Origin of the sequence: Kitasatospora sp. NPDC094016, from assembly GCF_040304045.1 — a bacterium.
Taxonomy (GTDB): Bacteria; Actinomycetota; Actinomycetes; order Streptomycetales; family Streptomycetaceae; genus Kitasatospora.
In genome coordinates, this window is the sequence record NZ_JBEOUK010000031.1 from 73,395 (window position 1) to 99,816 (window position 26,422).

Sequence of the window (26,422 nt, forward strand, 5' to 3'; positions counted from 1 at the left end):
GGGAAGGTCCTTTCGTCGCTGCCCGACCACGCTATACGGGTCGAGGCCCCACCGGCGGATCGGTGGGGCCTCGGGGTCACGGCTCAGCCCGCCCCGGAGCCCGCCTCAGCCGGCCCGAGGGCGCGTCTCAGCTCGCCTCGGAGCCCGCCGGCGGGGCCGGGGCGGCCGCGCCGAGCAGCGCCGGCGAGGCGTAGCGGGACCAGGACAGGCAGCCGTCGGGCGGGCAGAACTCGGGGCGGCGCGGGTCGTGCCCGAGCTCGCGCAGCTTGGTGCGGACGGAGTCGGGGGTGCGGCCGAAGCGGGCGGCGATCCGGGCGACGGTCTCGCCGTCGTGGAAGCGCCGGACCAGCTCCTCCTCGTGCTGCGGGACCCAGGGGGCGCCGTGGCCGGGGTACAGCTCGCGCAGCACGTCGCGGTCGGGGATGGGCTCGGAGACGTCGGCGACGATCGCCAGCGCCCGCAGCGCGCGGTTGAGCGCGATCCGCAGCGAGGCGACGTCCTCGACCGGCAGGCGGAGCTTGCCCGAGGCGAGCGGCTGGGCGGCCGCCCCCTCGCGCCAGCCGGTCAGGGTGAGGGTGACCTCGCGGTCGTCGTCGCTGGCGAGTTCGATCCGGAAGACCTTGTCGCCCAGCGGGAGCTCGTTGAGATGACGGAATGCCATGGCAGGACCCCCAAATGTCGTGCCAGGTACGCACCTTGGGGGTGCGCCCTGAACACCTTCATTCTCTCGCGGGGGTCTGACAATTCCGGGGCCGGAGGCGGCCGCTCAGCCCTTCTCCATGTAGGCCGCGCGGTCCTCGTCGAGCAGGCTCTCCAGCGCGGTGCGCAGCTCCGGGTGGGCGGCCAGCTCGCGGTCCTCGGCGACCAGCCGGGTGGCCTCCGTCCGGGCGGTGAGGATGACCTCCTCGTCCTCCAGCACCGAGAGCACCTTGAGCGAGGACTTCACCCCGGACTGCGCCTGGCCCAGCACGTCGCCCTCGCGGCGCTGTTCGAGGTCGATCCGGGACAGCTCGAAGCCGTCCAGGGTGCCGGCCACCGCGTCCAGCCGGGCCCGGGCGGCGCTGCCCGCGGGCATGTCGCTGACCAGCAGGCACAGGCCCGCGGCGCTGCCGCGGCCGACCCGGCCGCGCAGCTGGTGCAGCTGGGAGACGCCGAAGCGGTCGGCGTCCATGATGACCATCGCGGTGGAGTTGGGGACGTTGACGCCGACCTCGATGACGGTGGTGGCGACCAGCACGTCCACCTCGCCGGCCGTGAACCGGCGCATCACCTCGTCCTTGGCCTCCGGGGCCAGCCGGCCGTGCAGGATCTCCACCCGCAGGCCCTGCAACGGCCCCCCGACCAGCTTCCCGGCGGTCTCCACCACCGAGAGCGGGGGCCGCCGTTCGTCGCTCCCGGCACCGGCGTCGGCGACGTCCTCCAGGTCCTCCTCGGCCGCCTTCCGCTTCTTCTTCGGCTCGGCGGCGGGCTCCTCGTCCCCGATCCGGGGGCAGACCACGTACGCCTGGTGGCCCTTGGCGACCTCCTCGCGCACGCGCTCCCAGGCCCGGGTGAGGAAGTTGGGCTTCTCCAGCGCGGGGACGACGTGGGTGGAGATCGGCGAGCGGCCGGCCGGCAGCTGGTCGAGGACGGACGTCTCCAGGTCCCCGAAGACGGTCATCGCGACGGTGCGCGGGATCGGGGTGGCGGTCATCACCAGCAGGTGCGGCGGCTGTTCGCCCTTGGCGCGCAGGGCGTCCCGCTGTTCGACGCCGAAGCGGTGCTGCTCGTCGACCACGACCAGGCCGAGGTCCTGGAACTGGACCTTGTCCTCGATCAGCGCGTGGGTGCCGATGGCGATGCCCGCGTCGCCGCAGGCCATGTCGAGCAGCGCCTGGCGGCGGGCCGGGACGCCCATGGAGCCGGTCAGCAGCACCACCCGGGTGCCGAGGTCGGAGCCGCCGAGCATGCCGCCCTCCGCCAGGTCGCCCATCATCTCGACGATCGAGCGGTGGTGCTGCTGGGCCAGCACCTCGGTGGGCGCGAGCAGCACGGCCTGGCCGCCCGCGTCGACCACGGCGAGCATGGCGCGCAGCGCGACCAGGGTCTTGCCGGAGCCGACCTCGCCCTGGAGCAGCCGGTGCATCGGGTGCTCGCTCGCGAGGTCGGCGGCGATCTCGGCGGACACCTTCTGCTGGCCCTCGGTGAGGGTGAACGGCAGCCGGGCGTCGAAGGCGTCCAGCAGGCCGCCCGCGCGGGCCCTGCGCGGGACGGCGGGCAGCGCGGACTCGGCGGCCCGGCGCTGCGCCAGGGCGACCTGGAGGACGAAGGCCTCGTCCCAGCGCAGCCGGCTCTGGGCGAGCTCGCGGTCGGCCTGGCCGCGCGGGCGGTGGATCAGCTCCAGCGCCTCGGGCAGCGGGATCAGCCCGTGCCGCTCGCGCAGTTCGGCGGGCAGTGGCTCGCCGACGTCGGCCAGGTGCTTGGTGAGGGCCGTCTCGATGCAGATCGACAGCTTCCAGCTGGGCATCTGCGCGCTGGCGCCGTAGACCGGGATCAGCCGGCCGGCGAACTGCCGGGCGGCGTCCGAGCCGGCCTCCTCGTCGAGCAGCTGGTAGTCCGGCGAGACCAGCTGGCGGCTGCGGTTGAAGACGCCGACCTTGCCCGCGAACAGGCCCTGGGCGCCGGACTTGAGCTCCTTCTGCCGCCAGCCCTGGTTGAAGAAGACCAGCGAGAGCCGGCTGCGGCCGTCGGTGACGACGACCTCCAGCCGGTCGCCCTTGCGGCCGCGGAACGGGATCAGGGTGACCTTCTCGATCCGGGCCAGCACGGTGACGTGCTCGTCGATCTCCAGCTCGTCCAGGCTGGTGAGCTGGCCGCGTTCGACGTAGCGGCGCGGATAGTGGTGCAGCAGGTCCCCGACCGTGCGCAGTTTGAGGCTGTCGGCGAGCACCTTCGCGGTGCGGTCGCCGACGAGTTTGGTCAGTGGTTCATCGAGAGCGCCCATCAGGCCCCTGTTTACACCACGGGGCCGACATTCCGGGCTCCGCGGCGTGCCCTACTCCACCCCGATGAGCAGCGGCGCGGACTCCTGGCCGCCGTGGAAGACCACCGCGTCGACCTCGGGCCGCCGGTGCCGGGCGTGCGCCACCAGGCGGTCGGCGAGCGCCTCGTCGGCGCCCTCGCCGAGGACCAGGGTGACGAGTTCGCCGCCCGCGCCGAGCATCCGGTCCAGGACACTCGCCCCGACCTCCGCCAGCCCGGTGCCGATCACCGCGACGTCGCCGTCGATCAGGCCGAGCACGTCCCCGGCCTGGCAGACCCCGGCCATCGTCCAGGACTCCCCCTCGGCCACGGCGAGTTCGGCGTACCGGGTGGCGCCGGCCGCGGAGGTCATGGCGACCACGTCCTCGTCGAAGCGGCGGCCGCCCTCGTGCACCGCGAGCGCCGCCAGGCCCTGCACCGGCGAGCGGGTCGGCAGCACCGCGATCCGCACGCCCTCCTCGCGCAGCTGGTCGGCGGCGGCCCCGGCGGCGGCGCGCAGTTCGGGGTCGTTGAGCAGCAGGACGACCTCGCGGGCGGCCGAGCGGCGCACGGCGGCGGCGAGTTCGGCACTGGCCGGCGGGCGGTCCGGGTCGGCGTGCAGGGCGACGGCGCCGGCCTGTTCGCACAACTCGGCCAGTCCCCCGCCGGACACCACGCAGAGCACCGCGCGGGCCCGTTCCCGGCGTTCGCCGCGCTCGGCGGCGCTGCCGGCCCGGGCGGCGGCCTCGGCGAAGTGCGTGATCCGGATCTGGTGCGGCCGCCCGGCCTCGACCCCGGCCTCGACGGCGGCGCCCGCGTCGTCCACGTGGACGTGCACGTTCCACAGGCCGTCGCCGCCGCCGACCACCAGGGAGTCACCGAGCGCGCCGAGCCGCCCGCGCAGCGCGGGCAGGGCCTCGTCGGGCGCGTCGAGCAGGTAGATCACCTCGAACGCGGGGTGGCCGGGGCCCGGCGGCCTCAGGTGCACCGCGCAGCTCTCGACCTCCCGGACGTCCCCGCGCAGCGCGACCGGGCCCATCGGCTGCTGCCCGGCGACGGCGTCGGCGAGCGCGCCGAGCACGGCGACCAGGCCGCGCCCGCCGGCGTCCACGACCCCGTTCTCGGCCAGCACGGCGAGCTGTTCGGGGGTGTGCCGCAGCGCGTCCCGGGCGGCCCGGTAGGCGGTGTCGGCGACCTGCGCGAGCCCGTCCCCGGCCCGGACGGCCTCCCGGGCGGCGACCCGGGCGACGGTCAGCAGGGTGCCCTCGACGGGCTCCGCGACGGCCTGGTAGGCGGAGTCGGCGGCCCGTTGCAGGGCGGCCCGCAGTTGGTCGGCGCCGCCGCCCTCGGCGAGCGTCTCGGCGGTGCCGCGCAGCCACTGGGCGAGGATCACCCCGGAGTTGCCGCGGGCGCCGACCAGCGCGCCGCGGGCCATCGCCCGTGCGGTGTCGGCCAGGCCGGGGGCCGGGTCGGCGGCGGGGTCGGCGAAGCGGCTCTCCACCTCGGCGGCGGCGGACTCGACGGTCAGGTAGAGGTTGGTGCCGGTGTCGCCGTCCGGAACGGGATAGACGTTGAGCGCGTCGATCTCCTCGCGGGCCTGGCCGAGCGCACGCAGGGCGAGCTGGCACCAGGTGCGCACGGCCGGGGCGTCGAGCGTGTGCAGCACCAGGTCTCCTCCGGGTGGGACGCCGCGACGGCCTGCGGGGCAGCAGCACGGCCAGGGCCGCGGCGAGGGGTGATACCGGCAGGTTATCGGGGGCCGGGGAGGGTCGCCCGGACCGGCGACCGGAGCGATCACCCTGCCGGACATGGTAGTTTCGTTGAACCGGAACAGGCGTTGTATGCTCTTCCGGTTGCCTGGAACAATCCAGGCTCACCCCTCGGTCCGGTCAGGTTCACGCGAGTGCTCCGCTGGTCCAGCGGGGTTGTCGAACGTAAATGATCTGAAGTCTTGGAGTGACTCCTGTGGCTGCCAACTGCGACGTCTGCGGCAAGGGGCCGGGCTTCGGCAACAGCATCTCCCACTCGCACCGCCGTACCCCCCGTCGTTGGAACCCCAACATTCAGACGGTGCGCGCTGTGATTGGGCGGACGCCGAAGCGGCTCAACGTCTGCACCTCGTGCATCAAGGCCGGTAAGGTCTCGCGCTGACGCGCAGACCGGCATGCCGGTCCTCCAGTGAAGCCGGTTCATCCTCGGATGAACCGGCTTCACTGTTTTCCCGCCGCGCTTTCCGGCCACCGCCGTCCCGCCGCACCCGTGTTCCCCGCCACACCCGCGGTGGTGGGCGGACCCGGGGGCCCGCCCACCGGCCGGGTCAGCGCCAGCGCCAGGCGTGGTCGACCGGGCCGATCCCGGCGCCGAGCGCGAAGCCGCCGGCGATCGCGCCGGTGATGTACTCCTTGGCCGAGCCGACCGCCTCCGGCAGCGACTCGCCCTTGGCCAGCCCGGCCGCGATCGCGCTGGCCAGAGTGCAACCGGTGCCGTGGGTGTGCCGGTTGTCGTAGCGCGGCGCCCGGTACCAGTGCACCTCGTCGACACCTCCGTAGAGCAGGTCCGCGGCCTCGCCCTCCAGGTGGCCGCCCTTGACCAGCGCCCAGCGCGGCCCGAGGTCGACCAACGCCTTGGCGGCGTCCAGCATCTGCCCCTCGTCCTCGACCGTCCGGCCGGTGAGCTGGGTCACTTCGTGCAGGTTGGGGGTGGCCAGGGTGGCGACCGGCAGCAGCCGCTCGCGGACGGTGGCGACGGCCTCGGCGGCCAGCAGGGCGTCCCCGTGCTTGGAGACGCCGACCGGGTCGACGACCACCGGGGCGTCCACCCCGGCCAGCAGTTCGGAGACGGTCTCGACCAGTTCGATCGAGGCGAGCATGCCGGTCTTCACGGCCTGCACCCCGATGTCGTCGACCACGCTGCGGAACTGCGCCCGGACGGCCTCGGCGGGCAGCTCCCAGTAGCCCTGGACGCCGAGCGAGTTCTGCGCGGTGACGGCGGTGATCACGCTCATGCCGTGGACGCCGAGGGCGAGCATCGCCTTGAGGTCGGCCTGGATGCCGGCGCCACCGCCGGAGTCGGATCCTGCGACGGTGAGCACGCGAGGGGGTGCGGTGGAGGGGCCACGCGCAGGGCGCCGGCCAGGGGCGGGGGTGGGAGACGGGTGGGCCATGAGCTCAACCTACCCGCGCGCGATCAGAGCGCGGCACCTCACCCGCTCGCGATCAGAGCACGGCCTCGGACTCCGCCCAGCGGTCCTCCGGCACCGTCTTCAGCCGGGTCACCGCGTCGGCGATCGGCACCAGCTCGATCCCGGTCCGGCGCAGCGCGGTGAAGTGGCCGAACGCGCCCTGGTGGACGGCCTCGACGGCGTGCCAGCCGAAGCGGGTGGCGAGCACGCGGTCCCGGGCGGTCGGGGTGCCGCCGCGCTGGGTGTGCCCGAGGATGACCGGGCGGGCCTCCTTGCCGAGCAGGTTCTCCAGTTCGTGGGCGAGCCGGTTGCCGATCCCGCCGAAGGTCCGGTGGCCGTACTGGTCGACCTCGCCGTGGTCGAAGCGCATGGTGCCGGGCAGCGGGGCGGCGCCCTCCGCGACGGCGATGATGGCGAACTTCTTGCCGCGGTCGAAGCGGTCGTCGACCATCCGGGCCACCGCCTCGATGTCGAAGGGCTTCTCCGGGATGAGGATGCCGTGCGCACCGCCGGCCATGCCCGCGGTGAGGGTGATCCAGCCGGTGTGACGGCCCATCAATTCGACGACCATGACGCGCTGGTGGGATTCCGCGGTGGTCTTGAGCCGGTCGATCGCCTCGGTCGCGACGTGCACCGCGGTGTCGAAGCCGAAGGTGGCGTCGGTGGCGTTGATGTCGTTGTCGATGGTCTTGGGCACCCCGACGACCGGCAGTCCGGCGTCGCTGAACAGCCTGGCGGCGGTCAGTGTGCCCTCGCCGCCGATCGCGATGAGCGCGTCGATGCCGATGTCCCGGGCCAGCGTCCTCGCGTTCTCCACCGCCCAGGAGATCCGGTCGCGCTGCACCCGGGCGGAGCCCAGGACGGTGCCGCCGAGGGTGAGCAGGCCGGTGACGTCGTCGTGCGAGACCGGCCGGGTGCGGCCCTCGATCAGGCCGAGGAAGCCGTCGAGGATGCCGACGATCTCGTCGCCGTGCACGTCGGTGCCCCGGTGCACGACGGAGCGGATCACCGCGTTGAGGCCGGGGCAGTCGCCGCCGCTGGTCAGTACACCGATACGCATGACTGGGTGCGCTCCCGCTCGCAGTGGTTCAGACCACCCACACCAGACGGCGGGCGGGCTCGGTTGTCGCCAGCCTACGCAAAACGGACCCGCGAAGCCCGTGCGCCGCGAGTCCGGGGGTCACACGCCGTCCGGCGCGCGCCGGTGTCCGGGGGTCATCCGCCGTGTGCCGTACGACAATCGGCGCGGCCGCCCGTCACTCGGCGAAGTGGTCCCAGCCGCCGACCCGGTCCCAGGGCGCGCCGTCCACCGTCACCCGGCCGCTGCGGCTGCCCCGGGGGCGGCCGGTCACCTCGCCCACCACCCGCCAGCGGGCCGGGAGTTGGACCCCGCGCGGGAAGGTCGCCACGATCGCGTGGTCCTCGCCGCCGGACAGCACCCAGACCAACGGGTCCACCCCGACCGCCTGTCCGATGTCGGCCATCTGCGCCGGGACGTCGAAGTCGGCGGCCTTCAGGTCGATGTCCACCGCGCTGGCCCGGGCCACGTGGCCGAGGTCGGCGACCAGTCCGTCGCTCACGTCGATCATCGAGGTCGCGCCCAACTCGGCGCCGGCCGGGCCCGCGTGGTACGGCGGCTCGGGCCGGCGGTGCGCCTCGACGAAGGCGCGGGGGGAGCGGAAGCCGCGTTGCAGCACGGTGAGTCCGGCGGCCGACCAGCCGAGCCAGCCGGTCACCGCGACCACGTCGCCGACCTGCGCGCCGGAGCGCGTCACAGCCGCGCGCCCCTGGAGGTCCCCGAGCGCCGTGATGGCCAGCGTGACGGTGTCGCCGCGCACCACGTCGCCGCCGACCACCGTCGCCCCGGCCACCTGGCACTCGTCGCGCAGCCCGTCCATCAGCTCCGTGGCCCAGGTGGTGGGCAGGTCGGCGGGGGCGACCAGGCCGAGCAGTATCGCGGTGGGCACCGCTCCCATGGCGGCCACGTCGGCGAGGTTCTGGGCGGCGGCCTTGCGGCCGACGTCGTAGGCGGTGGACCAGTCCCGGCGGAAGTGCCGGTTCTCGATCAGGACGTCCGTGGTGGCCACCACTCGGCCGTCCGGGGCCTTCACCACCGCGGCGTCGTCACCGGGGCCGAGGTCCACCGCGTCGGTGAGCGGCACCCGGGCGGTCAGCTCCCTGATGAGACCGAACTCGCCGAGCTCGCCCACGGTCCCCTGCATCTGCCGTCCTCTCGCATGTCCATCTGAACTCGTCCCCGTCGCGCCCCCGCGCGCAGCGTACGCCCTTCCGGGGTGTCGGGGTCTCCCCTCCCCGGCCCACCGCGCGGTAGCGTGGTGATCAGACTGCCGGTGAGCCCGTTCCCACCCCGACGACCGTCCGGGCGATCACGGCGGCGATCCCCGTAACCGGCCGCCGGAGGTCCCCGTGGTACAGGCATACATCCTGATCCAGACCGAGGTCGGCAAGGCCACCGCCGTGGCCCAGTCGATCTCCGAGATTCCCGGCGTCCTCCAGGCCGAGGACGTCACCGGCCCGTACGACGTCATCGTCCGGGCCGAGGCCGCCACCGTGGACGACCTGGGCCGCCTGGTGGTGGCCAAGATCCAGCAGGTCGAGGGCATCACCCGTACCCTCACCTGTCCGGTGGTGCACCTGTAAGGCCCGGCTACCATCGGCGGGTGGCCAGAGAACTCCGAATCCCCCGGGCGCTGACGGCGCTGCCGGCGCCCGTCCGCTGGCTGGCCCTGCCGCTCGCCCTGACCTGCACGGTCGTCGTGCTGCTCGGCAGTTGGAGCTCCGCCGACGAGTCGGTGGCGGCTCCCCAGCCGGGCGGCAAGGCCGCCGAGTACTGCCGCGCGCTGGCCGCGGCCCTGCCGCAGGAACTGCTCGGCCACGCCCGCAAGGACCCGTCGCCCGCCTCGCCGTTCGTGGCCGCGTGGGCCAGCTCGCCCCGCACGGTGCTGCGTTGCGGCATCGACCGTCCGGAGGAACTGGACGGCGAGCACGCCAAGGACTGGTCGCCGACCTTGGACGACGTCACCTGGTGGTCGCAGAAGCTCACCGACGGCGGCTACCGCTTCGTGACGACCATGCGCGCCGCCTACGTCGAGGTGACCGTCCCGGCCGGCGCGGCGGCCAACCCCTTCGACCCGGCCGCCGCCCTCACCGGCGCGGTGAAGGCCACCATCCCGGGCTGAGCCCGCGAGGGCGCCGAGGAGGGCGGGCCGGGAGCTTCCCGGCCCGCCCTCCGTCGTTCGCGTGCGGCTACCGCAGGCCGGTCGAGCGTCGCAGCGCCGCCTGGAGCAGCCGGTCGATCAGCTCCGGGTAGGACAGCCCGGTGGCCTCCCACATCTTCGGGTAGGCCGAGATCGGGGTGAAGCCGGGCATGGTGTTGATCTCGTTGACCATCCAGGTGCCGTCCTCCAGCAGGAAGAAGTCCACCCGGGCCAGGCCCTCGCAGCCGAGCGCGTCGAACGCGGCCACCGCCTGGCGGCGGATCTCGGCGGTCTGCTCGTCGTCGAGCTTCGCCGGGATCTGCACCTCGGACGAGTCGATGTACTTGGCCTCGAAGTCGTAGAAGTCGAAGCCGTCGCCGACCAGCACCTCGGCCGGGAGGCTGGCCTTCGGGCCGTCCTCGGTCTCCAGCACGCCGCACTCGATCTCGCGGCCGCTCACGCCGGCCTCGATGATCAGCTTGGGGTCGTGCCGGCGGGCCTCCTCGATCGCGGCGTCGAGGTCGGCGAGGTCCTTGACCTTGGTGATGCCCATGCTGGAGCCGGCCCGGCAGGGCTTCACGAACAGCGGCAGGCCGAGCTCGGCGGCCCGCTCGCGCACCGCGGCGCGGCCGGCCTCGCTCTCCCAGTCGCGCGGCCGCACGATGGTGTACCGGCCGACGCCAAGGCCGTGCGAGGCCAGGATCCGCTTGGTGAACTCCTTGTCCATGCCGACCGCGCTGGAGAGCACGCCGTTGCCGACGTAGGGCACGCCGGACAGCTCGAGCAGGCCCTGCAGGGTGCCGTCCTCGCCCCAGGGGCCGTGCAGCAGCGGGAACACCACGTCGACCTCGCCGAGGGCCTTGGGGGTGCTTCCCGGCTCGCTCAGGACGACCTCGCGGTCGCCCGGGGCGATCGGCAGCGCGACCTGCCCGTCCACGGACTCGGCAACGCCCGGGACGTCCGGCATCCGGCCGTCGGTGATGGCCATCCGGGCGGGCTCGTCGCTGACCAGCGCCCAGCGGCCCTCGGGGGTGATCCCGATCGGGAGCACCTCGTACTTCTCGCGGTCGATCGCCTTGAGCACGCTGCCGGCGGTGACCACCGAGACGCCGTGCTCGGAGCTGCGTCCGCCGAAGACCAGCGCGACGCGCGGCTTCGCAGCGGACGGGTTCGGGGAGGACTGTTCGATGCTCATATCGGGTTTGAGACTACCGTGCGAAGGGTTTCCGGGGCGTCAGCCGCCCCCGGACCACCGCCTCGCCGCCGGCGCCGCTCAGCGCCGCTCGGCCTTCGCCGAACGGGACATCAGGGCCTGGAGCGCCTCCTGGGTGGGCCGCCCGTTGTGCACGACGTCCACCACCGCCTCGACGATCGGCATGTCGACGCCGTTGCGCCGGGCCAGGTCGAGCACCGACTCGCAGGACTTGACGCCCTCCGCGGTCTGCCGGGTCGCCGCGATGGTCTCCGCGAGCGACATGCCCCGGCCCAGGTTCATGCCGAAGGTGTTGTTGCGCGACAGCGGCGAGGAGCAGGTGGCGACCAGGTCGCCCATCCCGGCGAGCCCGGCGAAGGTGTGCGGGTCGGCGCCGAGCACCTCGCCGAGCCGGGTGGTCTCGGCCAGCCCGCGGGTGATCAGCGTCGCCTTGGTGTTGTCGCCGAGCCCCATGCCGGCCGCCATGCCGACGGCCAGGCCGATCACGTTCTTGACCGCGCCGCCGAGCTCGCAGCCCAGCACGTCGGTGTTGGTGTACGGGCGGAAGTACGGCGTGTGGCAGGCCGCCTGGAGCCGCTTGGCGACCGCCTCGTCCGCGCAGGCGACGACGCTGGCGGCGGGCTGCCGGTTGGCGATCTCCCGGGCCAGGTTGGGCCCGCTGACCACCGCGACGCGCTCCGGGCCGACCTTGGTGACCTCGTCGATCACCTCGCTCATCCGCTTGGCGGTGCCGAGTTCGATGCCCTTCATCAGGCTCACCAGCACGGTCTGCGGCTCGATCAGCGGCGTCCAGGCGGCCAGGTTGTCGCGCAGCGTCTGCGAGGGCACCACCAGGACGGCGAAGTCGGCGCCGGCCAGTGCCTCGGCGGCGTCGGTGGTGGCCCGGACGGAGCCCGGCAGCGGCACGCCCGGCAGGTAGTCCGGGTTCTCGTGCGTGGTGTTGATGGCGTCGACGAGTTCCTGGCGGCGGGCCCACAGGACGACGTCGCTGCCCGCGTCGGCCAGCACCATCGCGAAGGCGGTGCCCCAGGAGCCCGTCCCCATCACTGCGCAGCGGGTCACCGGCCGCCCTCCTCGTCGTCGTTGCCGCCCTTGGCGCGCCGGCGTTCGGCGGCGGCCGCCGCGGCGCGGTTCCGGGCGGCCTTGCGCATGTCGTAGCGCTCGGCCGGCGGCTCCTCGCCGCGGACGTCGGCCAGCACGGCGGTGATCGCCGTCATGATGTCCTCGGTGGCGTCGTTGAGCACCTGCGCGGTGAGCTCCTGCCCCCGGTACTTGCTCAGGTCCACCGCGGGCCCCGCCGCCACGGTGACCCGGTGGCGCGGGAAGAGGTTGAACTTGCCCTTCCCGAAGCCCGGACGGCCGTACGGCGGGATGATCTCGTGCGCTCCCCAGTGCGCGACCGGGATGACCGGCGCGCCGGTCATCAGCGCGACCCGGGCGACGCCGCTCTTGCCGGTCATCGGCCACAGGTCCGGGTCCCGGGTGAGCGTGCCCTCCGGGTAGAACTGCACGCACTGGCCGCCGTTGACGGCGTCGATGGCGGCCCGGAAAGCCTGCGCGGCATCGGTGGACTCGCGGAACACCGGAATCTGTCCGGTCTTGCGCAGCATGAATCCGATGAAGGGAATCGAGAACAGCGAGGACTTGCCGAGAATGCGCGGCGGACGGCCGCTGTTGTACTGCCAGTGCGCGTAGATCACCGGGTCGATGATCGAATTGTGGTTCACCGCGGCGATGAAGCCGCCTTCCTTCGGAAGGTGCTCCCAGCCCCGCCAGTCGGGCTTCACCAGCGCGGTCGTCACCGGCTTCACCAGCACGGCCGCGAAGCGGTACCAGATGCCGTAGTCGGCGTTGCCGAACTTGGCGTACGAGCGGCGGGCCACCCCAGGTCCTCCTCATCCGAAGCGGCACGTGGGGTGCCGCGGTCATAACCTCCCGGTGCCGCGCACCGGTGCGGGACCGGTGCCCGGGTGACGGGCGCGGAACAGTCTCGCCCGGCTGCTCACCGGCTGTCGAGCGACCGCGCCAACCCGCCCGGCAGGCGTGATCAAACGCACGTCCGCACAGATCGGACGGCCTGGCGAGGGCTCCGGGACCGGCGTCACAATGACGCCGATGACCCAGGACACCGTACGCCCCAACGGGCCCGTCGCGCCCCCCGCACCCATCACCGACTGGTCGCTGGTGCTGCCGCTCAAGCCGCTCGCCCTCGCGAAGAGCCGACTGGCCCCGTACGCGGGGCCGCACCGGGCGGACCTCGCGCTGTCCTTCGCGCTCGACACCGCCACCGCCGCACTGGCCACCCCGGGCGTCGCCCGGGTCCTGGTGGTCACCCGGGACGCGGCGGCCGGCGCCCGGCTGGCGGCACTGGGCGCGGTGGTGGTCGCCGACGAACCCGGCGAGGGCCTCAACGAGGCGCTGGTGCACGGCGCGGCGGCCGCCCTGGCGCTCGCCCCGCGCTCGCCGCTGGCCGCCCTCTCGGCGGACCTGCCGGCCCTGCGCCCGGCCGAACTGGCCCGGGTGCTGGGCGCGGTGCCACCGGGCGGCCGGGCCTTCCTGCCGGACTCCCCCGGCCTCGGCACCACGCTGCTCGCCTGCACCCCCGGCCGCCCGCTCTCGCCCGCCTTCGGGGACGGCTCGCGGGCCCGGCACGCGGCCGGCGGGGCACGCGAACTCCTCCTGGCGGACGTGGAGTCGGTGCGCCGGGACGTCGACACCGGCGCGGACCTCGGCGAGGCCGCGGCGCTCGGCCTCGGCCCGTACACCGGCGCCCTGTTCGCCCGGCTGGCGCGGGCCTGACCGCCGCCCCGCGGGACGCCGCCCGGCCGGCCGGGGCCGCTCGCTATGCTGCTGCCATGCAGGCCACCGCGTTCACCTTCGACCCCGCCACCCGGGCCGGCTCCGTGCTGCTCGACGACGGGACCCCGGTGCCGTTCGACGCGGCCGCCTTCGACGCCGGCGGTCTGCGGCTGCTGCGACCGGGCCAGCGGGTGCGGATCCGCACCGAGGGCGCCGGCGAGGCCCGCCGGGTGGTCTTCGTGACGCTGCAGACCTTCCCCGACCCGGCCGCGGGCTGACCGTCCTGCGCTGACCGCCCCCGCCGGTCCTCCCCCGCCGTCCGGCACGCCCGCCGCCGCGCTCCGTGCCTGGTCACCGTCGGTCGCGGAATCCTGACTAAGCGCCCGGAAATCGAAAGAGCCGCGGCGACCCGGTCTCCGCAATTCACGGAGGGGGGTGCCGCGGCTCTCTGCCGAAGGCCGTCCGAGGACCGCTGCGCGGGACTACTTGGCAGAGGTCTTGCGCGCGGTGGTCTTGCGGGTGGCGGTCTTCTTCGCCGGCGCCGTCTTCTTGGCCGTCGCGGTCGCCTTCTTGGCGGTCGCGGTGGTCTTCTTGGCGGCGGCGGTGGTGGTCGCCTTCTTGGCGGCGGCGGCCGTCTTCTTGGTCGCGGTCGCGGTGGTCTTCTTCGCGGCGGCGGTGGTGGTCGCCTTCTTGGTGGCGGTCGCCTTCTTCGCGGCGGCGGTGGTGGTCGCCTTCTTGGCCGCGGCCGTGGTCGCCGTCTTCTTGGCGGCGGCCTTCTTGGCCGGAGCGGCGGCGGCGGCCGTGGCGGCACGCTTGGTGGCGGCGCGCTTGGCGGCCGGGGTGGCGGCGACGCCGCTCTTGCCCGGGGTGAGGGAGCCCTTGGGGGCCTTCTTCACCGAGGGGCCTTCCTTCGGCAGCTTCTTGCTGCCGCTGACCAGGTCCTTGAAGCCCTGGCCGGGACGGAAGCGGGGCACCGAGGTCTTCTTGACCTTGACCTTCTCGCCGGTCTGCGGGTTGCGGGCGAAGCGCGCGGAGCGCTCCACCTTCTCGAAGGTGCCGAAACCAGTGACCGAAACCCGGTCACCGGCCACAACGGCACGGACCATGGTGTCGAGCACTGCGTCGACGGCCTCTGCGGCAGCCTTGCGACCGCCCAGCTGCTCGGCCACCGCTTCGACAAGCTGAGCCTTGTTCACGTCTTCCCCTTCGGAAACGGGCGCCGGATGATTCCATCCGTTCTTTTCGCACGTTAGGTATGTATCTGCGGACTTTCAATTACCAAACGCGCGAATCACCCTAGTGTCGCAATGGATTTGCGCGTCGGCGACCTCAGGCGACGGGCGGGCGCCCCTCGTCGAGGTCATGTACAAAGCGACTCAACCGCCTTGCCGCCTCCGGAAGATCGCGCTTGGCGGTCTCGGTGACGATGAGGAGTTGACGGGAGAGAGCGGTCTTTGCATCGGCAGACACGTTCAGCGCATGCACGCGGGCGTGAGCTTGCTTCAACCGCTCGGCCACAAGCGCGTAGAGCGCTGCGACTTCCTGGTCGTCCGGCCCCTCAGCTGGTGCGGAGGCGACGTCCGGCCGATCGTCAATTCGGCGTTCGGATCCCCGGCCCACGGACTCCGGAGCCGCGGGTTCGCCGCCCGCGTACGGAGGTTCATGGTGCCGGTGCATGTACTGATTGTGCCATCTACCCGCAGTTGTACTTGCGCGGGGCCCTCTCCGGCAAAGCCAAATGGGCAATCCGGGGTGGGCCGCGGCGCTAACTCGTGCTCCGGAACGGCGGATGGCCCGCCCCCCCGAAGGGGAGGCGGGCCATCCGGTGGATCGCCAGAATGCTTGTTCTGAGGGGATCTCAGGCAACCGGCAGAGTACGGGGCTTGAAGGTCGGACGGGTCGCTTCGAAGGCCGCGATGTCGGCCTCGTTCCGCAGGGTGATGCTGATGTCGTCCAGCCCGTTGAGCAGCCGCCACCGGACGTTGTCGTCCAGTTCGAAAGACGCGGTGACGCCCTCGGCCCGGACTTCGCGGGCTTCCAGATCAACGGTGATCTCGGCCGAAGGGTTACTCTCGGTGAGCGCCCAGAGCTGTTCCACGGTCTCTTGCGGCAGGACGACCGTCAGCAGTCCGTTCTTCAGGGAATTCCCACGGAAGATGTCCGCGAAGCGCGACGAGATGACCGCGTGGAACCCGTAGTTCTGCAGCGCCCAGACGGCGTGCTCGCGGGAGGAGCCGGTGCCGAACTCCGGGCCGGCCACCAGGACCGTGGCGCCCCGCCGCTCGGGCTGGTTCAGGATGAACGACTCGTCCTTGCGCCAGGCCTCGAAAAGGCCGCCCTCGAAACCGGAACGGGTGACCTTCTTGAGCCAGTGGGCCGGGATGATCTGGTCGGTGTCCACGTTCGAGCGCCGCAGCGGAACGGCCCGGCCGGTGTGGGTGGTGAACTTCTCCATGGTTCTCAGGCCTCCACAGCCACGTTGGTGTCCGCCAGGTCGGAGGGCAGATCGGACGGTGCGGCCAGACGGCCCAGGACGGCGGTCGCGGCGGCGACCTGCGGGGACACCAGGTGGGTCCGGCCGCCCTTGCCCTGCCGGCCCTCGAAGTTGCGGTTCGAGGTGGAGGCGCAGCGCTCCCCGGGGGCGAGCTGGTCGGGGTTCATGCCCAGGCACATCGAGCAGCCCGCGTGGCGCCACTCGGCGCCGGCCGCGGTGAACACCTTGTCCAGGCCCTCCTCCACGGCTTGCAGGGCGACCCGGACGGAGCCGGGGACGACCAGCATCCGTACGCCGTCGGCGATCCGGCGGCCCTCCACGACGGCGGCGGCGGCGCGCAGGTCCTCGATCCGGCCGTTGGTGCAGGAGCCGACGAAGACGGCGTCGACGGTGACCTCGCGCAGCGGGGTGCCGGCCTCCAGGCCCATGTAGGCGAGGGCGTTCTCGGCGGCCGCGCGCTCCTGCGGGTCGGCGAAGGAGGCCGGGTCCGGCACGTCGGAGCCCAGCGGGGCGCCCTGGCCGGGGTTGGTGCCCCAGGTGACGAACGGGGTCAGCGCGGCCGCGTCGATGAAGATCTCGTGGTCGAAGACCGCGTCCTCGTCGGTGCCCAGGGTCGACCAGTAGGCGACGGCGGCGTCCCAGTCCTCGCCCTGCGGGGCGTGCGGACGGCCCTTGAGGTAGTCGAAGGTGGTCTCGTCCGGGGCGATCATGCCCGCCCGGGCGCCGGCCTCGATGGACATGTTGCAGATGGTCATCCGGGCTTCCATGGACAGGCCCCGGATCGCCGAACCGCGGTACTCCAGGACGTAGCCCTGGCCACCGCCGGTACCGATCTTGGTGATCACGGCCAGGATCAGGTCCTTGGCGGTGACGCCCTCGGGCAGCTCGCCCTCGACCGTGACGGCCATGGTCCGGAACGGCGCCAGCGGCAGCGTCTGGGTGGCCAGCACGTGCTCGACCTGGCTGGTGCCGATGCCGAACGCCAGTGCGCCGAAGGCGCCGTGGGTCGAGGTGTGGGAGTCGCCGCAGACCACGGTCATGCCGGGCTGGGTCAGGCCCAGCTGCGGGCCGACCACGTGCACGACGCCCTGCTCGATGTCGCCGAGCGAGTGGATCCGGACGCCGAACTCGGCGGCGTTGCGGCGCAGCGTCTCCAACTGCACCTTGGACACCGGGTCGGCGATCGGCTTGTCGATGTCCACGGTGGGGGTGTTGTGGTCCTCGGTGGCGATCGTCAGATCGGTGCGGCGGACCGTCCGGCCGGCCAGCCGCAGCCCGTCGAAGGCCTGCGGGCTGGTCACCTCGTGGAGCAGGTGGAGGTCGATGAAGAGCAGATCGGGCTCTCCCTCCGCGCGCCGCACGACGTGGTCGTCCCAGACCTTCTCTGCGAGTGTCCGTCCCATCGGATTCCCTCCAGCCGGCCGCGTTGCCGGCCTTCTCGTGTCGTCGAGGTCGGAGCTCCCGCCGCCCTGTGGCGGGCGCGTTCGCGCGACCTGCACGCCGGATCGCTGTCCACGATGCGGACACTCTGGTGAGGTCGCATCCTGGATGTCTCCCGGGCTGCTGCATCCAGGGTGGCGCTTTTCCCGGAAGATTGAACTTGCGTCTCGCGGAATGAGACTGCAGTCTTAGCGCATGGACAACTCTAGCGGCGTCGGCGTTCTCGACAAGGCCGCTCTGGTGCTGAGCGCACTGGAGTCGGGCCCCGCCACGTTGGCGGGGCTGGTCGCCGCCACCGGTCTGGCGCGCCCCACGGCCCACCGGCTCGCCGTCGCACTCGAACACCACCGTCTGGTCACCAGGGACATGCAGGGGCGATTCATCCTCGGCCCCCGTCTCTCCGAACTCTCCGCCGCGGCGGGCGAGGACCGGCTGCTCGCCACCGCGGGCCCGGTCCTGACCCACCTGCGCGACGTCACCGGCGAGAGCGCACAGCTCTACCGCCGCCAGGGCGAGATGCGGATCTGCGTAGCCGCCGCCGAGCGGCTCTCCGGTCTGCGGGACACCGTCCCGGTCGGCAGCACCCTGCCGATGAAGGCCGGCTCGGCCGCCCAGGTCCTGCTGGCCTGGGAGGAGCCCGAGCGGCTGCACCGCGGCCTCCAGGGCGCCCGCTTCACCGCCACCGCGCTCAGCGGCGTCCGCCGCCGCGGCTGGGCCCAGTCGATCGGCGAGCGCGAGCCGGGCGTCGCGTCCGTCTCCGCTCCCGTGCGGGGCCCCTCCAACCGCGTGGTGGCCTCCGTCTCCGTCTCCGGCCCGATCGAGCGACTGACCCGCCACCCGGGCCGCCTGCACGCCCAGGCCATCATCGAGGCCGCGAACCGGCTCACCGAGGCCCTCCGCCGCGGCTGAACCGCCGCATCCGGAAAGGGCCCCGCGCAGCACCACCGCGCGGGGCCCTTCGGAATTCTCCGGGAAATGCAAAAAAAGACCCCGGAAACCGGGGCCCTGCATTTCTGGCTGGGGTACCAGGACTCGAACCTAGACTAAATGAACCAGAATCACTCGTGCTGCCAATTACACCATACCCCAACACAAAGCAAGCGCCGGTGGGGTGACCCACCGGCTTCATGCTCTGGAGTACCCCCGACCGGATTCGAACCGGCGCTACTGCCGTGAGAGGGCAGCGTGCTAGGCCGCTACACAACGGGGGCTTCCTGGCGATCCCTTGCGGGATCAGTACCCCCGACCGGATTCGAACCGGCGCTACTGCCGTGAGAGGGCAGCGTGCTAGGCCGCTACACAACGGGGGCTTTCCAGGTGATCCCTTGCGGGATCAGTACCCCCGACCGGATTCGAACCGGCGCTACTGCCGTGAGAGGGCAGCGTGCTAGGCCGCTACACAACGGGGGCTTGTTCTTCACTTGTACTGCTGGACTTGCGTACTGCGCTGGGGTACCAGGACTCGAACCTAGACTAAATGAACCAGAATCACTCGTGCTGCCAATTACACCATACCCCACCAGAGTTGAACCCCTGTCGGGGCCTTCTCAGGCGTTGCGCCTCTCGTTCGGGGCCGGGCGGAGGGTTTCGCTCCCTCGTCCGTTCCCTCCCGGGCGGCGCAGAAAGAACATTACCCGACGCCGGCCCCGGCTCCAAAATCGATAACCCCAGGCAGCGGCCGGGCGACCCGGTGGTGACGTCCGGGTGTGCCGCGGGCCCGGCACGAGGCCGGGCCCGCAGCCTGCTCAGCGGCCCGCTCAGGCGGCCGGCAGGGCCTCCAGGGCGGAGTTCAGCCGGCGCAGCGTCTCGGGGCGCCCGAGCAGCTCCATCGACTCGAACAGCGGCGGCGAGACCCGGCGGCCGGTGACGGCGACCCGCAGCGGCGTGAACGCGAACTTGGGCTTGATGCCCAGCCCGTCCACCAGCGCCTCGCGCAGCGCGGCCTGGATCGGCTCCGGGCTGAAGTCCGCGAGCGCCTCCAGCGCCTTGACGCTGGCCTCCAGCACCGGGCGGGCGTCGGCGGTCAGCGCCTTGGCGGCGTCGTCCGGGTCGACGGCGAAGTCGGCCGGGTCGACGAACAGGAAGCCGGCCATGTTGACGATCTCGCTCAGCACGACCATCCGCTCCTGGGTGAGCGGCGCGATCCTGGCGAGCAGGTCCAGCTGCTCGGCGGTCGGCTCGGCCGGCAGCAGCCCGGGGGCCTGGAGGTACGGCACCAGTCGGCGGACGAAGTCCTCCGGGGCCAGCTTGCGGACGTGCTCGGCGTTGATCGCCTCGCACTTCTTCAGGTCGAAGCGGGCCGGGTTGGCGTTCACCTTGGCGATGTCGAAGGCGGCGACCATCTCGTCGATGCCGAACAGGTCGCGGTCGTCGGCCAGCGACCAGCCCAGCAGGGACAGGTAGTTGAGCAGGCCTTCGGGGATGAAGCCGCGCTCGCGGTACAGGTTGAGCGAGGCCTGCGGGTCGCGCTTGGAGAGCTTCTTGTTGCCCTCGCCCATCACGTACGGCAGGTGGCCGAAGCGCGGGGTGGCGCCGTCGCCGACGCCGATCTCGGCGAGCGCCGCGTACAGCGCGATCTGCCGCGGGGTGGAGGAGAGCAGGTCCTCGCCGCGCAGCACGTGGGTGATGCCCATCAGGGCGTCGTCCACCGGGTTGACCAGGGTGTACAGCGGGGCGCCGTTGGCCCGGACGATGCCGTAGTCCGGCACGTTCTCCGGCTCGAAGGTGAGCGTGCCGCGCACCAGGTCGTCGAAGCTGAGGGTGCGGTCGGGCATCCGGAAGCGCAGGATCGGTTCGCGCTTCTCCAGCTTGTAGACGGCGACCTGCTCGTCCGTCAGCTCGCGGCAGTGGCCGTCGTAGCCGGAGGGCTTGCCGGCCGCGCGGGCGGCCTCGCGGCGGGCGTCCAGCTCCTCGGTGCTGCAGTAGCAGTGGTAGGCGTGGCCGGCCTCGTGCAGGCGGCGGGCGACGTCGGCGTAGATGTCCATCCGCTGGGACTGGCGGTACGGCTCGTGCGGGCCGCCGACCTCCGGGCCCTCGTCCCAGTCGAAGCCGAGCCAGCGCATCGCGTCGAGCAGCTGGTCGTACGACTCCTCGGAGTCGCGGGCCGAGTCGGTGTCCTCGATCCGGAAGACCAGCGTGCCGCCGTTGTGGCGGGCGTAGGCCCAGTTGAAGAGGGCCGTGCGGACCAGGCCCACGTGCGGGTTCCCGGTCGGGGACGGACAGAAACGAACCCGGACGGCCGGGTTGCCCGCGGCGGAGCCGCTGAGCTTTTCACTAGCCACGCTTGATCACCTTGTTGGTGAGAGTGCCGATGCCTTCGATGGAGACGGCGACCTCGTCGCCGACGTTGAGCGGGCCCACCCCTGCGGGCGTGCCGGTGAGGATGACGTCGCCGGGCAGCAGCGTCATGGCCTCGGAGATGTGGACGATCAGCTCGGCGACCGAGCGGACCATCTGGGAGGTGCGGCCGGCCTGCCGGAGCTCGCCGTTGACCGTGCAGGTGACGGCGAGGTCGGCCGGGTCCAGGTCGGTCTCGATCCACGGGCCCAGCGGGCAGGAGGTGTCGAAGCCCTTGGCCCGGGCCCACTGGCCCTCGCGCTTCTGCACGTCCCGGGCGGTGACGTCGTTGGCGCAGGTGTAGCCGAGGATCACCTCGGGCACCCGGTCCAGCGGCACCTCGCGGCACATCCGGCCGATCACCACGGCGAGTTCGGCCTCGTGCTGGACGTCCGAGGAGAACGGCGGATACGCGATGTTCTCGGTCGGGCCGATCACCGAGGTGGACGGCTTGAAGAAGGTGAGCGGCACGTCCGGGACGTCGTTGCCCAGTTCGGCGGCGTGCGCCGCGAAGTTGCGGCCGACCGCCACGATCTTGTTGGGGAGCATCGGGCTGAGCAGCCGGACGTCCTGGAAGCGGTAACTCTCGCCGGTCGGCTGGGGCTGGCCGAACGGGTGGCCGGCCAGCGCGTGGACGACCAGCGAGTCGGGCTGGGAAGGGTCGCCCTCCACCACGCCGAAGGAGACGCTGCCGGCGGCAGGGCTCCCTTCCCGGACGGAAAACCTGGCAATGCGCACGGCTGGGATACCCCTCGCTTCGTCGACCGCCCGGGGCGCGCCCGGGCGCTGGTGGGCGCCTCGCCCACGGTGGGCGCGGCCCCGTCAATCGTCGTCCAGGCTATCGCGTGGGGCCCCGGCTGACCGCTTTGCCCCTGTTCAGCGCGGTTGGGCCGCGAGCCCCCGCAGCCGCCCGGGAACGCCGCAGGGCGCCGCGGCCGCCCTCGGGGGCACGGCCGCGACGCCCTGTCGGAGCGGGGTCGGGTCAGTCCTGCACGACGACGGGCGCCGGGGCGACCATCAGCTGGGTGCGGCGCGGGTTGGCGGTGCTGGCCGGCAGTTCGGTGCCGTAGGTGACGGCGTCCTCGGGCTTGCGGGCACCCGGGATCGCGCTGAAGTCCGCGACCGAGGCCAGCGTCGTCCGGCGCGGGTTCGCCGTGGAGCGGCAGGGCAGCGTGGACTTGGTGGCGGCCTTCTTCGCCTGGGACATCGAGAGCACCTCGTGGTCGCGGCCGGGCGGATCGCGGCGGATCGTCACCGACCTGAGTGATTCCGAATGATTCGGAGGGGTTCTGGGCAGGCTGATCGGGGCCGTGCTCCGGAGACAGCCAGGTTACGAGATCTCATTCCACAGGGACCGTGACCAAAGCTACACATTAGACTGTGATTTTGCTCACAAATTCATGAGCGAATTGCAGATATCCGACATATCGCCGCAACGGGATTTTCCGGCATATCTCCGATAACGGTCATTCCGGAAGGTCTGTGACTCTTCTCGATCTCGGGCCGGGTTGGCATGTATCCGGCGAGTGTCCGAAAAATGCGGTATTCCGGTCCTGTTACGGCACAGTCAGTGAAGTCACGCACGCGTTCGGTAGCGCCGCGCGGCGTGTCCTGGCGGCCCTTGTTGGGATTCCCCGGCTGTGCTGGAATGCCACGGACCGTGGGTAGGGAGAAGTCCACCCCGGCGACGCGCTCACCCGGACCAGCCGGGGAGCGGAAGGAAACTCGACACCGTCCGGTCCGCGGCGACGCGGCGGGACGCCCGGTCCAGAGGTTGCGACGCCAGTGCAGGGACGTTTCAAAAGGGGTAGCGGCGCCGCGGGTAACCCGGAGTCGCACGAGCCCGTGGCAGCCCCCCAGCAGGCGGCGGCCCCCGGCGGCCCGCCCGAGCCGGTGCTCCCCGAGGCCCCCGGCCACCCGGAGGACGACGGCCAGGAACGGAAGTCCGCCCGGGACAAGCTCCGGACCACCCTGACCAGGCGGCGGGCCACCGGTCTGAGCCGGCTCGCGATGCGCAACTGGCGCATCCGGACCCGACTGATCGCCCTGCTCGCCCTGCCCGTCCTGGTCTCCCTGGTCCTCGGTGGCCTGCGGATCCAGGCCTCGATGCAGAACTCGCAGCAGCTCTCCCAGATGGCCAACCTGTCCGACCTGGCCAAGAAGGCGACCAACCTCGCGGACGCCCTGCAGACCGAGCGCGACATCAGCGCCGGCTACATCACCGCGCGCCCCAACGACCCGCTCGACGACGACATCGTCACCGCCCGCCGGACCACCGACGACCTGAGCCGCACCTTCACCACGTCCTCGGACAAGTTCGAGAACCTCGAACTCTCGGGTGGGAAGGCGCTGCTGTTCCAGATCCGCAGGGACCTGAACTCGATCTCGGACGCGCGCAACACGCCGTACCAGAACAACCAGAACATCCAGTCGACGATCACCGCCTACGACGTGATCATCCGCGACCTGCTGGCCATCACCCAGGACATCGCGCTCGCGTCCAACAACAAGGACCTGCTCGTCGCGACCCGCTCGCTGCAGCAGTTCTCGCTGGCCAAGAACGCCACCTCGCAGCAGCGCGCCCTGATCGGCGCCGCACTCGCCAACCCCAAGGGCCCCGACCTCAGCCCCAGCGACGAGTCCTTCGGTATCCGCCTGCGCACCTCGTACGACAACTCGCTCACCAGCTTCAACAACATCTACACCGCGCACGACCTGGACAACCTGCGCGGCCAGCTCAGCTACAACTCGGTGATCGCCGACGCCGACCGGTACGCGCGCTCGATCCTCCAGCCGAGCGGCATCCACCAGACCGACCCGGTGACCTACAAGGACTGGTACGAGAAGGCCAGCGCCAAGATCACCGCCGAGCGCCGGATCGAGTCCAAGCTCATCGAGGACCTCGACGGCAAGGCCCAGGACCTCCAGTCCCAGGCCGACACCGAGGCCATCATCATCGGTGCCGCCATCGCCCTGGTGCTGCTCGTCGCCCTCGGTGGCGCCGGTCTGATCGCCCGCTCGATGGTGCGCTCGCTGACCCGTCTGCAGGCCGCGGCCGAGGACGTCGCCGAGCGCCGCCTGCCCGAGCTGGTCAAGACCCTCTCCGAGAGCGACCCGCACGACGTCGACACGACGGTCGAACCGGTGGCCGTCGACTCCACCGACGAGATCGGCCACGTGGCGCACGCCTTCGACATGGTGCACAGCGAGGCCGTCCGCCTCGCCGCCGAGCAGGCCCTCCTGCGCGGCAACATCAACGCGATGTTCACCAACCTCTCGCGCCGCAGCCAGGGCCTCATCCAGCGCCAGCTGTCGCTCATCTCCGAACTGGAGAGCCGCGAGGCCGACCCGGACCAGCTGGCCAACCTCTTCAAGCTGGACCACCTCGCGACCCGCATGCGCCGCAACGGCGAGAACCTCCTCGTCCTCGCCGGTGAGGACCCGGGCCGCCGCTGGACCAGGCCCGTCCCGCTGGTCGACGTGCTCCGCGCCGCCGCCTCCGAGGTGGAGCAGTACGAGCGCATCGAACTCGCCGCCGTACCGTCGGCCGAGGTCGCCGGCCGCGTCGTCAACGACCTCGTCCACCTGCTCGCCGAGCTGCTGGAGAACGCCACCTCGTTCTCCAGCCCGCAGACCCGCGTCCGGGTCACCGGCCACGCGCTGCCCGACGGCCGCGTCCTGGTCGAGATCCACGACACCGGCATCGGCCTGAGCCCCGACGACCTCGCCGAGATCAACGAGCGCCTCGCCAACCCGCCGACGGTGGACGTCTCCGTCTCCCGCCGCATGGGCCTCTTCGTGGTCGGCCGCCTGTCCCTGCGACACGGCATCCGCATCCAGCTGCGCCCCAGCGACTCCGGCGGCACCACCGCGCTGGTCATGCTCCCGGTGGACGTCACCAACTCCGCCGACCGCCGCGGCGCCGGCCGGCCCGGCCCCGCCCAGGCCAAGCAGCAGCGCGGGGTCGCCCCGACGCCGCGCCAGCAGCGCCAGGTGCCGCCCGGCCAGGGCGGCCCGGCCGCGCTCGGCCAGGGCCCGGCCGGCGGTGCCCCGCAGGGCGGCCGCCCGCAGCTCGGCCAGGGCGGCCCGACCGCTCCGACCGGCCCGACCGGCCCCGGTGCTCCGACCGGACCGAACGCTCCGGGTGCTTCGGGTGCTCCGGGTGCTCCGACCGGCCCGGGTGCGCCTGCCGCGCCCGGCGGCCGGGCCGGTGGCCTGCCGACCCGCCAGGTCGGCAAGTCGCTGCGCGAGAACCCCGTCCAGCCGGGCCAGCAGCCCCAGGGACCTCAGGGTCCGGGCCGGCAGGCCCCGCAGCCCCAGGGCCAGAAGCCGGCCCAGCAGGCCCCGCAGTCCCCGCAGTCCCCGCAGCCCCAGCAGTCCCCGCAGGGCGGCCTGCCGCAGCGCGGCTCGAACCGGCCGGGCCCGGCCCAGGGCGGCCTCGGCGGCCTGCCCCGCCGCGGCCAGCAGCAGCCCGCTCAGGGCCGTCCCGGCCAGGAACGGCCGCGCCCGGGTGGCGAGTTCGACGGCGGTCCGGGCCCCCGGACTGGCGAGCAGCCGCAGCACGGTCGGCCGGGCCGGCCGGGTGGCGCTCCGCAGCAGCAGGGCGGCGCCCGTCCGGGCAACCGCCCGCAGGAGGGCCTGCCGCAGCGCCGGCCGGCCCCGCAGGGCCAGGGCGGCCCCGGTCAGGGCGGCCCGCAGGGCCAGCCCGGTCCGCAGGGCCAGCGCCGGCCGCAGCGCCCCGGCCCGGACGCGCCGCAGCGCGACCGCCAGCCGCAGCTGCCGCCGCAGCAGCAGGCCCAGCCGCTGCCGTCGGCCGAGCCGGCGCCGATGGAGAGCACCCAGCAGTTCGCCCGGCCGCGCTTCGAGGCCAGCCAGATCGACCCGCGTGACCCGCTGGGCCTCGGTCTGGTGGAGCCGGTGCTGCCCAGCGTGCCGAACCCGGCGCGTCCGGAGCCGGTCCGTCAGGAGCAGGCCCGGCCCGAGCCGGTGCGCCAGGAGCAGGCCCGGCCGGAGCCGATGGCGCTGCCGACCGGCCCGTCCGGGGGTGCGGCCGAGCAACCGTGGTACCCGCAGGAGGGCGGGCAGGAGGCGCGGCCGCGGACGTACCAGCCGCGCCGCCCCGGCACCTCGGCGCCGGAGTTCCAGCCGTCCGACCCGCAGGGCCGACAGGGCCGGCCGGCCCAGGCCCCGCAGCCCCAGGCTCCGCAGGCTCAGGCCCCGCAGCCCCAGGCCCCGCAGCAGGGTCAGCAGCAGCCGCAGCAGGGCCAGCAGCCGCAGCCCGGCACCGGGGACGCCCCGTGGCGCCCGTCCGCGAACGACGAGCGCTGGCGCCGCGCCGAGCAGGTCCGCGAGCCCTCGACCAGCGGCGTCACGATGTCCGGCCTCCCCCGCCGGACCCCGCAGGCCAACCTGGTCTCCGGCACCGCCGAGGCCTCGCCGCTGACCGGTCCGCAGGTCTCCCGGGCCCCCGAGGAGGTCCGCGGCCGGCTGACCAACCTGCGCCGCGGCATCCAGCAGGGCCGCCGGGCCGGGGCCGAACAGGCGAACCAGCCGGGCTCCCAGCATGGTGCCCAGCAGCCCGGATTCGATAGTTTCGGTGGCCGGACCGACGGCAACGGCGCAGATCACCAGGAGCGTTGAGTTGAATCAGATGAGCCAGGCCGCACAGAACCTGAACTGGCTGATCACCAATTTCGTGGACAACACCCCCGGGGTGTCCCACACCGTGGTGGTCTCCGCCG

The 26,422-nt window shown here is 72.8% G+C and carries 23 protein-coding genes, 5 tRNA genes and 1 pseudogene; 8 read left to right on the plus strand and 21 right to left on the minus strand.

Annotation, left to right across the window (positions count from 1 at the left end):
* Window positions 1-127: 127 nt before the first annotated feature.
* From ABT015_RS25710 to ABT015_RS25720, 3 genes are all read right to left on the minus strand, one after another.
* Complete coding sequence (locus ABT015_RS25710; protein ID WP_350882941.1) at window positions 128-661, minus strand: hypothetical protein; 534 nt, start codon at window positions 659-661, stop codon at window positions 128-130.
* A 105-nt stretch (window positions 662-766) separates the two neighbouring features.
* Window positions 767-2,983 (minus strand): ATP-dependent DNA helicase RecG, encoded by a 2,217-nt coding sequence (gene recG, locus ABT015_RS25715; protein WP_350882943.1) that lies wholly within the window; start codon window positions 2,981-2,983, stop codon window positions 767-769.
* Window positions 2,984-3,034: 51 nt separating this feature from the next.
* Complete coding sequence (locus ABT015_RS25720) at window positions 3,035-4,666, minus strand: DAK2 domain-containing protein (protein ID WP_350882945.1); 1,632 nt, start codon at window positions 4,664-4,666, stop codon at window positions 3,035-3,037.
* A gap of 299 nt (window positions 4,667-4,965) precedes the next feature.
* On the opposite strand from ABT015_RS25720, the gene rpmB reads away from it, so the two are divergent.
* Window positions 4,966-5,151: a 50S ribosomal protein L28 gene (gene rpmB / locus ABT015_RS25725; protein ID WP_014138233.1), complete on the plus strand. Its 186-nt coding sequence runs from the start codon at window positions 4,966-4,968 to the stop codon at window positions 5,149-5,151.
* Between the two features lie 166 nt (window positions 5,152-5,317).
* Here rpmB and thiD read toward each other — a convergent pair whose 3' ends face one another.
* From thiD to ABT015_RS25740, 3 genes are all read right to left on the minus strand, one after another.
* Window positions 5,318-6,163 carry a bifunctional hydroxymethylpyrimidine kinase/phosphomethylpyrimidine kinase gene (gene thiD, locus ABT015_RS25730; protein ID WP_350882947.1) on the minus strand — a complete coding sequence of 282 codons (846 nt, stop codon included), beginning with the start codon at window positions 6,161-6,163 and terminating at the stop codon, window positions 5,318-5,320.
* Window positions 6,164-6,215: 52 nt separating this feature from the next.
* Window positions 6,216-7,241: an ATP-dependent 6-phosphofructokinase gene (locus ABT015_RS25735; RefSeq protein ID WP_350882949.1), complete on the minus strand. Its 1,026-nt coding sequence runs from the start codon at window positions 7,239-7,241 to the stop codon at window positions 6,216-6,218.
* 196 nt (window positions 7,242-7,437) lie between these two features.
* Window positions 7,438-8,403 carry a thiamine-phosphate kinase gene (locus ABT015_RS25740; protein ID WP_350882951.1) on the minus strand — a complete coding sequence of 322 codons (966 nt, stop codon included), beginning with the start codon at window positions 8,401-8,403 and terminating at the stop codon, window positions 7,438-7,440.
* Between the two features lie 205 nt (window positions 8,404-8,608).
* Between ABT015_RS25740 and ABT015_RS25745 the strand changes: the two genes are divergently transcribed.
* Both ABT015_RS25745 and ABT015_RS25750 read left to right on the plus strand, forming a co-directional pair.
* Window positions 8,609-8,842: an Lrp/AsnC family transcriptional regulator gene (locus ABT015_RS25745; RefSeq protein ID WP_350882953.1), complete on the plus strand. Its 234-nt coding sequence runs from the start codon at window positions 8,609-8,611 to the stop codon at window positions 8,840-8,842.
* A 20-nt stretch (window positions 8,843-8,862) separates the two neighbouring features.
* Window positions 8,863-9,381: a DUF3515 domain-containing protein gene (locus ABT015_RS25750; RefSeq protein WP_350882955.1), complete on the plus strand. Its 519-nt coding sequence runs from the start codon at window positions 8,863-8,865 to the stop codon at window positions 9,379-9,381.
* Between the two features lie 67 nt (window positions 9,382-9,448).
* Here the strand turns inward: ABT015_RS25750 and ABT015_RS25755 are convergent, their stop codons facing one another.
* The 3 genes from ABT015_RS25755 to ABT015_RS25765 form a co-directional block, all read right to left on the minus strand.
* Window positions 9,449-10,594: a D-alanine--D-alanine ligase family protein gene (locus ABT015_RS25755; protein ID WP_350882957.1), complete on the minus strand. Its 1,146-nt coding sequence runs from the start codon at window positions 10,592-10,594 to the stop codon at window positions 9,449-9,451.
* A 78-nt stretch (window positions 10,595-10,672) separates the two neighbouring features.
* Window positions 10,673-11,656 (minus strand): NAD(P)H-dependent glycerol-3-phosphate dehydrogenase, encoded by a 984-nt coding sequence (locus ABT015_RS25760; protein WP_079135606.1) that lies wholly within the window; start codon window positions 11,654-11,656, stop codon window positions 10,673-10,675.
* A gap of 14 nt (window positions 11,657-11,670) precedes the next feature.
* Window positions 11,671-12,495, minus strand: a complete 825-nt coding sequence (locus ABT015_RS25765) for a lysophospholipid acyltransferase family protein (protein ID WP_350882958.1) — start codon at window positions 12,493-12,495, stop codon at window positions 11,671-11,673.
* 232 nt (window positions 12,496-12,727) lie between these two features.
* Here ABT015_RS25765 and cofC point away from each other — a divergent pair, with 232 nt between their 5' ends.
* Window positions 12,728-13,411 carry a 2-phospho-L-lactate guanylyltransferase gene (gene cofC, locus ABT015_RS25770; RefSeq protein ID WP_350882960.1) on the plus strand — a complete coding sequence of 228 codons (684 nt, stop codon included), beginning with the start codon at window positions 12,728-12,730 and terminating at the stop codon, window positions 13,409-13,411.
* A 56-nt stretch (window positions 13,412-13,467) separates the two neighbouring features.
* Entirely contained in the window at window positions 13,468-13,689 is a 222-nt protein-coding gene (locus ABT015_RS25775; protein WP_063347710.1) for a hypothetical protein, read from the plus strand.
* Window positions 13,690-13,893: 204 nt separating this feature from the next.
* Here the strand turns inward: ABT015_RS25775 and ABT015_RS25780 are convergent, their stop codons facing one another.
* The 4 genes from ABT015_RS25780 to leuC form a co-directional block, all read right to left on the minus strand.
* Window positions 13,894-14,607, minus strand: coding sequence for an HU family DNA-binding protein (locus tag ABT015_RS25780; RefSeq protein ID WP_350882962.1), 714 nt, complete (start codon window positions 14,605-14,607; stop codon window positions 13,894-13,896).
* A gap of 133 nt (window positions 14,608-14,740) precedes the next feature.
* Window positions 14,741-15,088, minus strand: a complete 348-nt coding sequence (locus ABT015_RS38020; RefSeq protein WP_371517045.1) for an SCO5555 family protein — start codon at window positions 15,086-15,088, stop codon at window positions 14,741-14,743.
* A gap of 181 nt (window positions 15,089-15,269) precedes the next feature.
* A complete protein-coding gene (gene leuD, locus ABT015_RS25790; protein WP_350882964.1) occupies window positions 15,270-15,866 on the minus strand; it encodes a 3-isopropylmalate dehydratase small subunit in 597 nt (198 codons plus the stop codon).
* Between the two features lie 5 nt (window positions 15,867-15,871).
* Window positions 15,872-17,308 (minus strand): 3-isopropylmalate dehydratase large subunit, encoded by a 1,437-nt coding sequence (leuC, locus tag ABT015_RS25795; RefSeq protein WP_350882966.1) that lies wholly within the window; start codon window positions 17,306-17,308, stop codon window positions 15,872-15,874.
* A 232-nt stretch (window positions 17,309-17,540) separates the two neighbouring features.
* On the opposite strand from leuC, the gene ABT015_RS25800 reads away from it, so the two are divergent.
* Window positions 17,541-18,254, plus strand: a complete 714-nt coding sequence (locus ABT015_RS25800) for an IclR family transcriptional regulator (protein ID WP_063347714.1) — start codon at window positions 17,541-17,543, stop codon at window positions 18,252-18,254.
* A 105-nt stretch (window positions 18,255-18,359) separates the two neighbouring features.
* Here the strand turns inward: ABT015_RS25800 and ABT015_RS25805 are convergent.
* From ABT015_RS25805 to ABT015_RS25840, 8 genes are all read right to left on the minus strand, one after another.
* Window positions 18,360-18,434 (minus strand) — tRNA-Gln (locus ABT015_RS25805).
* A gap of 49 nt (window positions 18,435-18,483) precedes the next feature.
* Window positions 18,484-18,556, minus strand: a tRNA-Glu gene (locus ABT015_RS25810).
* 26 nt (window positions 18,557-18,582) lie between these two features.
* Window positions 18,583-18,655 (minus strand) — tRNA-Glu (locus tag ABT015_RS25815).
* A gap of 27 nt (window positions 18,656-18,682) precedes the next feature.
* A tRNA-Glu gene (locus tag ABT015_RS25820) sits at window positions 18,683-18,755 on the minus strand.
* A 37-nt stretch (window positions 18,756-18,792) separates the two neighbouring features.
* Window positions 18,793-18,864 (minus strand) — tRNA-Gln (locus tag ABT015_RS25825).
* A 238-nt stretch (window positions 18,865-19,102) separates the two neighbouring features.
* A complete protein-coding gene (gltX, locus tag ABT015_RS25830; RefSeq protein ID WP_350882968.1) occupies window positions 19,103-20,626 on the minus strand; it encodes a glutamate--tRNA ligase in 1,524 nt (507 codons plus the stop codon).
* Window positions 20,619-21,419, minus strand: a complete 801-nt coding sequence (locus ABT015_RS25835) for a fumarylacetoacetate hydrolase family protein (protein ID WP_063347716.1) — start codon at window positions 21,417-21,419, stop codon at window positions 20,619-20,621. The genes gltX and ABT015_RS25835 overlap by 8 nt, the downstream gene beginning before the upstream one ends.
* Before the next feature lie 244 nt (window positions 21,420-21,663).
* Complete coding sequence (locus ABT015_RS25840) at window positions 21,664-21,936, minus strand: hypothetical protein (RefSeq protein ID WP_350882970.1); 273 nt, start codon at window positions 21,934-21,936, stop codon at window positions 21,664-21,666.
* A 590-nt stretch (window positions 21,937-22,526) separates the two neighbouring features.
* On the opposite strand from ABT015_RS25840, the gene ABT015_RS25845 reads away from it, so the two are divergent.
* Together ABT015_RS25845 and ABT015_RS25850 are read left to right on the plus strand one after the other, a co-directional pair.
* The gene (locus ABT015_RS25845) at window positions 22,527-26,321 is read left to right on the plus strand and encodes a sensor histidine kinase (RefSeq protein ID WP_350882972.1); all 3,795 of its coding nucleotides are present in this window, start codon (window positions 22,527-22,529) and stop codon (window positions 26,319-26,321) included.
* Between the two features lie 10 nt (window positions 26,322-26,331).
* Window positions 26,332-26,422 (plus strand): annotated as a pseudogene (locus ABT015_RS25850) (roadblock/LC7 domain-containing protein); the annotation flags it as partial.